6 protein-coding genes are annotated in these 7,679 nt (G+C 72.1%); 2 read left to right on the top strand and 4 right to left on the bottom strand.

The features are described 5' to 3' along the window. From PKE44_RS12135 to PKE44_RS12120, 4 genes are all read right to left on the bottom strand, one after another. Nucleotides 1-929 (bottom strand): HlyD family efflux transporter periplasmic adaptor subunit (locus PKE44_RS12135; RefSeq protein WP_324551513.1); only part of this gene is annotated, 929 nt, incomplete at its 3' end. Further along, nucleotides 926-1,651: an ABC transporter ATP-binding protein gene (locus tag PKE44_RS12130; RefSeq protein ID WP_324551511.1), complete on the bottom strand. Its 726-nt coding sequence runs from the start codon at nt 1,649-1,651 to the stop codon at nt 926-928. The genes PKE44_RS12135 and PKE44_RS12130, both read right to left, overlap by 4 nt. Then, the gene (locus tag PKE44_RS12125) at nt 1,648-2,787 is read right to left on the bottom strand and encodes an ABC transporter permease (RefSeq protein WP_324551509.1); all 1,140 of its coding nucleotides are present in this window, start codon (nt 2,785-2,787) and stop codon (nt 1,648-1,650) included. Before PKE44_RS12125 ends, PKE44_RS12130 begins: the two co-directional genes overlap by 4 nt. Nucleotides 2,788-2,965: 178 nt before the next feature. Then, nucleotides 2,966-3,697: a TetR/AcrR family transcriptional regulator gene (locus PKE44_RS12120; protein ID WP_324551507.1), complete on the bottom strand. Its 732-nt coding sequence runs from the start codon at nt 3,695-3,697 to the stop codon at nt 2,966-2,968. Between the two features lie 306 nt (nt 3,698-4,003). Between PKE44_RS12120 and PKE44_RS12115 the strand changes: the two genes are divergently transcribed. Then, nucleotides 4,004-5,059, top strand: coding sequence for a substrate-binding domain-containing protein (locus tag PKE44_RS12115; RefSeq protein WP_324551504.1), 1,056 nt, complete (start codon nt 4,004-4,006; stop codon nt 5,057-5,059). Further along, a complete protein-coding gene (locus PKE44_RS12110; protein ID WP_324551501.1) occupies nt 5,049-7,514 on the top strand; it encodes an EAL domain-containing protein in 2,466 nt (821 codons plus the stop codon). The genes PKE44_RS12115 and PKE44_RS12110 overlap by 11 nt, the downstream gene beginning before the upstream one ends. Nucleotides 7,515-7,679: the final 165 nt, after the last annotated feature.

Genomic DNA, 7,679 nt, shown 5'->3' with positions numbered 1-7,679 from the left:
GGCGCCGCCGTCTCGACATACACGTCGAGCTGCTGCCCGACCCGCACCGGGAAACCGGCGTTTTCAATCCGGTAGATCGCCTGCACGACGCGCGTGTCGACGCGCTCGGTGGTCGCGCCGGTCAGCGAACGCTTCGGCACCGCCAGCGGTTCGGTGCGCACCCACGTGAGCGGCGACGAGATCGTCGCGTTGCCGCGCAGGCGTGCGACGGCCGGGCGCTGCGGGTCGAGCTTCCAGCCTTCGTGCTCGTCGATGTCGACGCGCACCTGCAGCGCGCCGCGGGCACCGAGCACGAGCAGCGGTTCGGCCGGCACGCCGGCCGGCGCGAACTCGCCGGCGCGCAGGTTCACGGCGAGCACGACGGCATCGAGCGGCGCGCGCACCGTCGTGCGTTCGAGTTCGGTGCGCGCATCGCGGACCTCGGCCTGCGCGCGCTCGGCCACCGCGCGCGCCTCGTCGTAGCGGGCACTGGCCTCGTCGAGCGCATAGCGGCGGCGGATGACTTCCTCGGTCGCGATCGAACGCTGGTCGGCGAGCTTCTGCACGTGCGCCTGCTGCGCCTTCGCATCGGCGAGCAGCGCCTGCGCGGTGCGCACGGCCGCCTCGGCGGCTTTGGCCGCGGCCTCGCGCACCGCCAGCGTGCTCGCGTACGGGCGCGGGTCAATGCGAAACAGCGGCGCCCCGGCGGCGACCGTCTGCCCGGCGGCGACCTCGACGCGCTCGACGACGCCGGGCAGATGCGTGCCGATCGCGATCGCCTCGCCCGGCGGCTCGACCAGCCCGACCGCGCCGATCGCATGCGCGTACGGGCTGACCGGCGGCGCCGACGGCGGATCGGCGAGCGGATGCACCGGCTGCGTGCGGCTGATCGATATCACGGCAAAGCCGAGCGCGGCGACCGCGAGCAGCGGCAGGACGGGAATCTTCATGCGGAGGTCTCCGGAGCGGCCGGCATGCGCGATTCGCTCTTCACGATGCGGCCGTCCTCCATGTGATCGATGCGCCCGGCGAAATCGAAGATGCGGTTGTCGTGCGTGACGACGATGACGGCGCGATCCGGGCGCACCGCGACCGCGCGCAGCAGCTCCACGACCCGCCGGCCGGATTCGGCGTCGAGGGCGGCGGTCGGCTCGTCGCAGAGCACGAGCTGCGGCTCGTGCACCAGCGCGCGCGCGAGCGCCACGCGCTGCTGCTGGCCGCCGGACAGATGCTTCGGCAGCGCGTCGGCGCGCCCGCCGAGACCGAGTTCATGGAGCAGCGCGCGGGCACGCTCGACGGCGCGGGTGCGCGCCATGCCGGCGGCGATCAGCGTCACCGCGGCGTTCTCGGCCGCGGTCAGCGCCGGCAGCAGGTGGTACTGCTGGAACACGAAGCCGAGCCGCTCGCGGCGGAAGGCCGCGCGGGCGCGGGCGCCGAAGCGCTGCGGACGCTCGCCGAGCACTTCGAGATCGCCGTCGCCGGGTTCGAGCAGGCCGGCGACGATCGACAGCAGCGTGGTCTTGCCGCAGCCAGACGGGCCGACCAGATAGTTCAGCGCGCCGAATCCGGCCTGATAGTCGACGCCGCGCAGCACCTGCACCGACTCGTCGCCATCGCCGAAGCTGCGCGTCAGCGCCTGCGTGCGCACGGCCGGGGTCGCCGGCGCGCTCATCCGCGGAACACCGCGGCCGGCTCCAGCACGAGCACGCGGCGCACCGACAGCAGGCTCGCGAGCGCGACGATCGCGAGCACGACGGCGCCGGTGACCATGGCCGCGACCGGCTGCACGACGATGCCGCGCACCGGCAGATAGCCGAGCATGACCTCGAAGAAGGCCGCGACCAGGCCCATGCCGAGGCCGTAGCCGATCAGGCCGACCACGCAGGCCTGCAGCAGGATCATCGCGACGATGCGCCCGTCCGAGACACCGATCGCCTTCAGCACGCCGTACTGCTTCAGGTTTTCGAGCGTGAACAGGTAGAAGGTCTGGCCGGCGACCACCATGCCGATCAGCACCGCCAGCACGATGGTGATGCCGAAGTTGACCGGAATGCCGGTGTTGGCGAGATAGAAGCGGATGGTCTGGCGCCGGAAACCGTCGACGCTCTGCGCCGCCAGCCCGGTCTGCGCGCCGATGCGCGCGGCCAGCTCCGCGACCGGCACGCCCGGCGCGGCCTTCGCGAGCACGAAGGACAGCGTGTTGCGCTCGCGGCCGATGTAGGTGACGGCGTTCGAATAGCGCGTGAACACCACCGGGAAGGTCACGAACGGCGCGCTGGCCTCGGCGATGCCGACGAGCTTCGCGCGCCGGTCGTTCAGCTCGAACTCGCGCCCGAGCACGAGCGGCTCGCCGGGGAAAAAGAACAGGTAGCCGGCGCGATCGAGGATCACCGCATCCGGCTCGGCCAGCGCCCCGGCGGAGCCGAGCAGCATGCGCCGCGGCACGCCGGTCAGCGTCGCATCGTCGAGGCCGAGCAGGATCACCTGCCGGAAGCTGCCGTCGGCGGCGCGCATGCGGGCATTGCCCTTGTACAGCGGCACGGCCCACTGCGTGCCGGGCACGCCGCGCACGCGGTACAGGTCGTTCGACTTCAGCGCCTGCACCTCGTCGAAGTAGCGCGTCGCCGGGTCCATGACCCACAGGTCCGGTTCGGCGACATCGACGATCTGACTGGCCGTGCGTTCGAGGATGCCGACGAAGATCGACACCTGCTGCACGAGCAGGAAGGACGCGAACGCGATCGTGAACACCAGCGCGAAGTACTTGGCGCGATCGCCGGTCAGCATCTGCCAGGCGATGTAGTTCATGCCGGCCACCCCGCGGTACTTGCTGCGCCTGCTGCACCGACTGATATTTTTCGACTTCCAGTCAAATCACGAGCACACGAAAGCCCGCCGGACACCGCCGGCCGGACCGGGCCGGACGCAGCGGATGCCCGAGGGCGCAGCGGCCCCGGGAGAAGGCAGGGATGCGGATTGCGCGGACTCAGACCTGCAGCCATGTCGCCTCCGGAAACACCTCGGCGCGCAGGCGCCGGTCGACGGCGGCCATGTCGAAGTCGCGCGACAGCGGCCGCCAGCCGAGGCCGTCGAGCAGCACGCACTGGTTTGCGCGCACGGTCCAGGCCAGCTCGTCGATGCCGGCGAGCAGCCGCAGCGCCGGCAGCCGGCCCATGATCTCGCTGCCGATGCTGACCGAGGCGATCGCGAACACGATGCGCTCCGGTGGCAGGCCGTCGGCCGGCAGGTCGCCGGCGGCCAGCGCCGCATGCACGACGGCATTGACGGCGCGGAAGCAGCGTCCGACGCCCAGGCCGAGCGCGTTCTGGCGCTCCTCGCTGGCGCGGCCGGCGAAGCTCGCGATCTTCACGAGGGTCTCGACCTCGAAGTAATCCGGGTACTCGTGGCTGAACTGTGCGGCGGCGACCGAGAAGGCCTGGATGCGCTCGCGGCTGCTGCTGCCGCGGAAGGCCGCGGCGCGCTCGAACAGCCCGGCGCGCAGTTCCATGCCCTGCACGGCGATGGCCATGACCAGGTCCTCCTTGGAGCTGAAGTGCTGGTACAGCGTGCCCTTCGAGTACTCGACGCGCCGGGCGAGCTCGTCGAGGTTCAGGTCGAGATAGCCCTGCGCGGCGAGCATGTGCCGGGCGTGATCGAGGATCAGCTGCTCGCGCGCGGCGCGTTCGCGGGCCTTGCGGGTCTGGGTGGGCGCAGTCATGCATGAACTCTGGTCCATTTTTGACTGATGGTCAATTTAAGATCAGCGTCTTCCGGCCGGAACCGGCTCCGGCACCGGTTGCCACCCACGGGCCACGCGACGGCGCACACCGGAGAGACGCCCGCGCGCGGCCGTCACCTCCTGAACGAACCGCTGCGGCCCCGAGCGGCCGCAACGCGGGAAAACCGTTCGCACCGGCCGCGAATCGCGCAAAAACCGCTAGCATCTCCCGGTTGCCCAGGGCCATGCCCCCCACCTTGGGGATTGTGCTTCCCGCCGCCCGCCGCCGTTGCCGAGCCGACTCCGATGGACCACCGATTTGCTGCTTCGCGCTCCGCTTCCCTGGCCGTGCTCGCCGCCTTCGCCGGTGCAGCGATGCTTTTGCTGCTCGGCGCCTGTGAGCGCGAGGCCCCGCAGACCCGCAGTGCCGCGCTGACCCAGAACGCCCCGCCGCCGGTGCCGCGACCTTCGGAAACCGGCGGGCCGCAGGTGACGCTGGTCATGAAGACGCTGACCAATCCGTTCTTCGTCGACATGGAGCGCGGCGCACGACGGGCCGCGACCGAGACCGGAGCACGGCTGCTGGTGCGCGCGGCGGCGCAGGAGACCTCGATCGACCAGCAGATCGAGATCGTCGAGACCGCGATCCGCGAGCGCACCGACGCCATCGTCATCGCCCCCGGCGATTCGGCGGCGCTGATCCCGGTGCTGCGCAAGGCCCGCGATGCCGGCATCCGGCTGGTCGTCATCGACAATCCGCTCGATCCGGTGCTCGCCGAACGGGCGGGCCTCGGCGACGTGCCGCTGGTCACGGTCGACAACGAACGCGGTGCCGCCCTCGCCGCCGATCAGGCCGCCGCCTCGCTGCAGGGGCCGGTGCCGACGCTGCTGCTCGAAGGCATCCGCGGGGCCGCCAACGCCGAGGCCCGCCGGCGCGGGGCGCTCTCGGCGCTGGCGAGACACCCGGCCGTGCAGGTCGTCGCCAGCGAGAGCGCGCACTGGAAGATCGACGAGGCCTTCGAGGTCGCGCAGCGCGAGTTCAGCGAGCACCCCGAGCTGCGCCTGGTCGTCTGCGCCAACGACATGATGGCGCTCGGCGTGATCCGCTACCTGAAGGACGCCGGCCGGCCGGACGTGCGCGTGACCGGCTACGACGCGCTGCCCGAGGCGCGCGAGGCGCTGGCGCAGGGCTGGCTGTACGCGACCGTCGACCAGCGGGCGGCCGAACAGGGCGAGACCGGCGTGCGCTACGCGCTGCGGGCGCTCGCCGGCGAGGTGCTGCCGGCGCGCACGCTGGTGCCGGTGACGCTGGTCCTGCGCCCTGACGGCGGAGGCGCGGACGGGCGCACCGGTGAACGCTGATCCGCGCCGCTGGCTGCGCCGCGCGACGCTCGCCTGGCGCATCGGTCTGTACCTCGCGGCCGCGAGCGCGGTGCCGCTGCTGCTGACCGGTTTTCTGTCCTATCACATGGCCGCCGATGCGCTGCTGCGCGAGGCCACGCATTCGGTTGCCGCCGCGGTCGAGGCGCAGCGCCGTTACATCGAGGCGCAGATGGCGCAGGTCGAGAGCCTGCTCGCCAACCTCGCCGGCGTCGAGGCGATCACCGCCGCCGCGATCGAGGAACAGTCCGACGCCGACACCTACGACCGGCTCGCGACCCAGGCGCGCATCGGCTACATCCTGAACGGCTATTCCAGCCTGCGCGGCCTGGTGTCGATCGACCTGATCGGCGCCGGCGGCCGGCATTACCACGTCGGCGACACGCTCGAAGCCGTGCGCCTCGACGAGGAGCAGCGCCGGCGGCTGTTCGAGGCCGCCCAGCGCTCCGGGCGCACCGTGCACTGGAGCGGCATCGGCCCGAACATCAACGTGCATTCGGCCTACCGCAAGGTGATCACGGCCGCGCGCCTGCTGTATCGGGTCGAGCGCGAGACGCTGCGCCGCGAGCCGGTGGCGCTGCTGCTGGTCAGCTACGACCCCGACGAGCTGGCCCGCCAGTTCGACGATGTCGCGCTCGGCAACGGCGCCTGGTTCGTCGCCGTCGATGGCGACGGCCGGCTGCTGTACCACCCCGATGCCCGGCTGCGCGGCGAGCGCCTGGCCACGCCCCTGCTCGAAACCCTGCGCGATGCGCAGGGCAGCCGCAGCGTGAACATCGCCGGACACGACTACCTGCTCGCGCATGCCCGCGCCGTCACGCTCGGCTGGACCATCGCCGGCTTCGTGCCGCTCGACACGCTGGCAGCGCCGGTCGCACCGATCCGCTGGGCGAGCTTCGGGCTGGTCGCCGGCTGCCTGCTGTTCGCGCTGCTGATGGCGATCCGGCTGCACGCCAAGGTCATCGCGCCGCTGCGCGCGGTGATCCGCCAGCTGCAGCGCTTCGAGCGCGACCCGGCCGGCGCCGAGCACCTCGGCATCACCAATGACGACGAGATCGGCGAGCTGACGCGCTGGTACAACCGCTCGCTCGACGCCGTGCACGCGCTGCGCGACAGCGAGGAGCGCGCGCAGCACGCGGCGCTGCACGACGTGCTGACCGGACTCGCCAACCGCACGCTGCTCATCGATCACATCACGCACGCGCAGGCGGCCGTGCGCCGCCAGCCCGAGCGCCCGTGCGCGCTGCTGTTCATCGACCTCGATCACTTCAAGCCGGTCAACGACCGCCTCGGCCACGAGGCCGGCGACAAGCTGCTCTGCGCGATCGCGCAGCGCATCGGCGACTGCGTGCGCAGCATCGACGTGCTCGCGCGCCTCGGCGGCGACGAGTTCGCCGTGCTGCTGACGCGCCTCGATGAGGCCGGACGGGCGCTGCGCATCGCCACGCGCATCGTCGAATGCGTGCGCCGGCCGGTGACGATCGACGGCCACGAGGTGCAGGTCGGTGCCAGCATCGGCATCGCCATCGGCGACGGCACCCAGGATGCCGAGGCGCTGCTGCGCGATGCCGACATCGCGATGTACCGCGCCAAGCAGACCGGCAAGTCGCGCTGCGAGCTGTTCGATGCCGCGCTCGGCGCGCAGGTGCTGGAGCGCGTCGGTCTGGAGTTCGAGCTGCGCCGCGCGCTGGAGCGCGGCCAGCTGGCGATGCACTACCAGCCGATCGTCGCGCTCGCCGATGACCGCATCGTCGCCTGTGAGGCGCTGATGCGCTGGCAGCATCCGGAGCTCGGCGCGGTGGCGCCGGATCGCTTCATCCCGATCGCCGAGGAAACCGGCCTGATCGCCGAACTCGGGGCCTGGGCGCTCGCCAGTGCCTGCGCGCAGGCGGCGAGCTGGCGCACGCGCTGGGGCGAGGCGGCGCCGGCGATCGCCGTGAACCTGTCGCCGCGCCAGCTCGGCCGGCCGGATTTCTGCGAACAGGTCGCTGCCTGCTTCGCCGAGCACGGCATCGGCCCCGGCATGATCCATCTGGAGATCACCGAGACCGCCCTGCTCGCCGACCTCGGCCACGCCGACCGCCTGCTCGCCTGCCTGCGCGGCCTCGGCGCGACCATCCACCTCGACGACTTCGGCACCGGCTATTCGTCGCTGAGCTACCTGAGCCGGCTGCAGGTCGATGCGATCAAGATCGACCGCGCCTTCGTGCGCCGCCTCGATCCCGCGCACGACGGACCGGATCTGGTGCGCGCGATCCTGCTGATCGCCGACGAGCTGGGGCTGACCGTGGTCGCCGAGGGCATCGAGACCGAGTACCAGCACCAGCGCCTCGCCGCGCTCGGCTGCGCGCACGGTCAGGGCTGGCGCTTCGGACGGGCGGCGGAACCGGCGGCGATCGAGACGCAGCTGCGCCGGCAGCTGGTCAGGACCGGCTGACGCACCGCCCGGCGCCCGGATCAGCGCCGGCGCGAGCCCGGAGTCCTCGTCACCGGGCCGGCGTCTTCAGGCGGCCGTGGCTGCGGCAGCGGCGTGTCGCCGGCGAGTTCATCGAGGATCGGGCAGTCCGGGCGCGCGTCGCCGCAGCAGGCAGCGGCGAGGCGC

Origin of the sequence: Plasticicumulans sp., from assembly GCF_035331805.1 — a bacterium.
Lineage (GTDB): Bacteria > Pseudomonadota > Gammaproteobacteria > Competibacterales > Competibacteraceae > Plasticicumulans.
Note: the sequence above shows the minus strand (reverse complement) of the source record. Positions and strands in the feature narration are given on the sequence as shown.

What these genes read in the sequence shown, in the direction of transcription:
- PKE44_RS12130 (WP_324551511.1), bottom strand. Translation starts at nt 1,651, where the DNA reads ATGAGCGCGCCGGCGACCCCGGCCGTGCGCACGCAGGCGCTGACGCGC.
- PKE44_RS12125 (WP_324551509.1), bottom strand. Translation starts at nt 2,787, where the DNA reads ATGAACTACATCGCCTGGCAGATGCTGACCGGCGATCGCGCCAAGTAC.
- PKE44_RS12120 (WP_324551507.1), bottom strand. Translation starts at nt 3,697, where the DNA reads ATGACTGCGCCCACCCAGACCCGCAAGGCCCGCGAACGCGCCGCGCGC.
- PKE44_RS12115 (WP_324551504.1), top strand. Translation starts at nt 4,004, where the DNA reads ATGGACCACCGATTTGCTGCTTCGCGCTCCGCTTCCCTGGCCGTGCTC.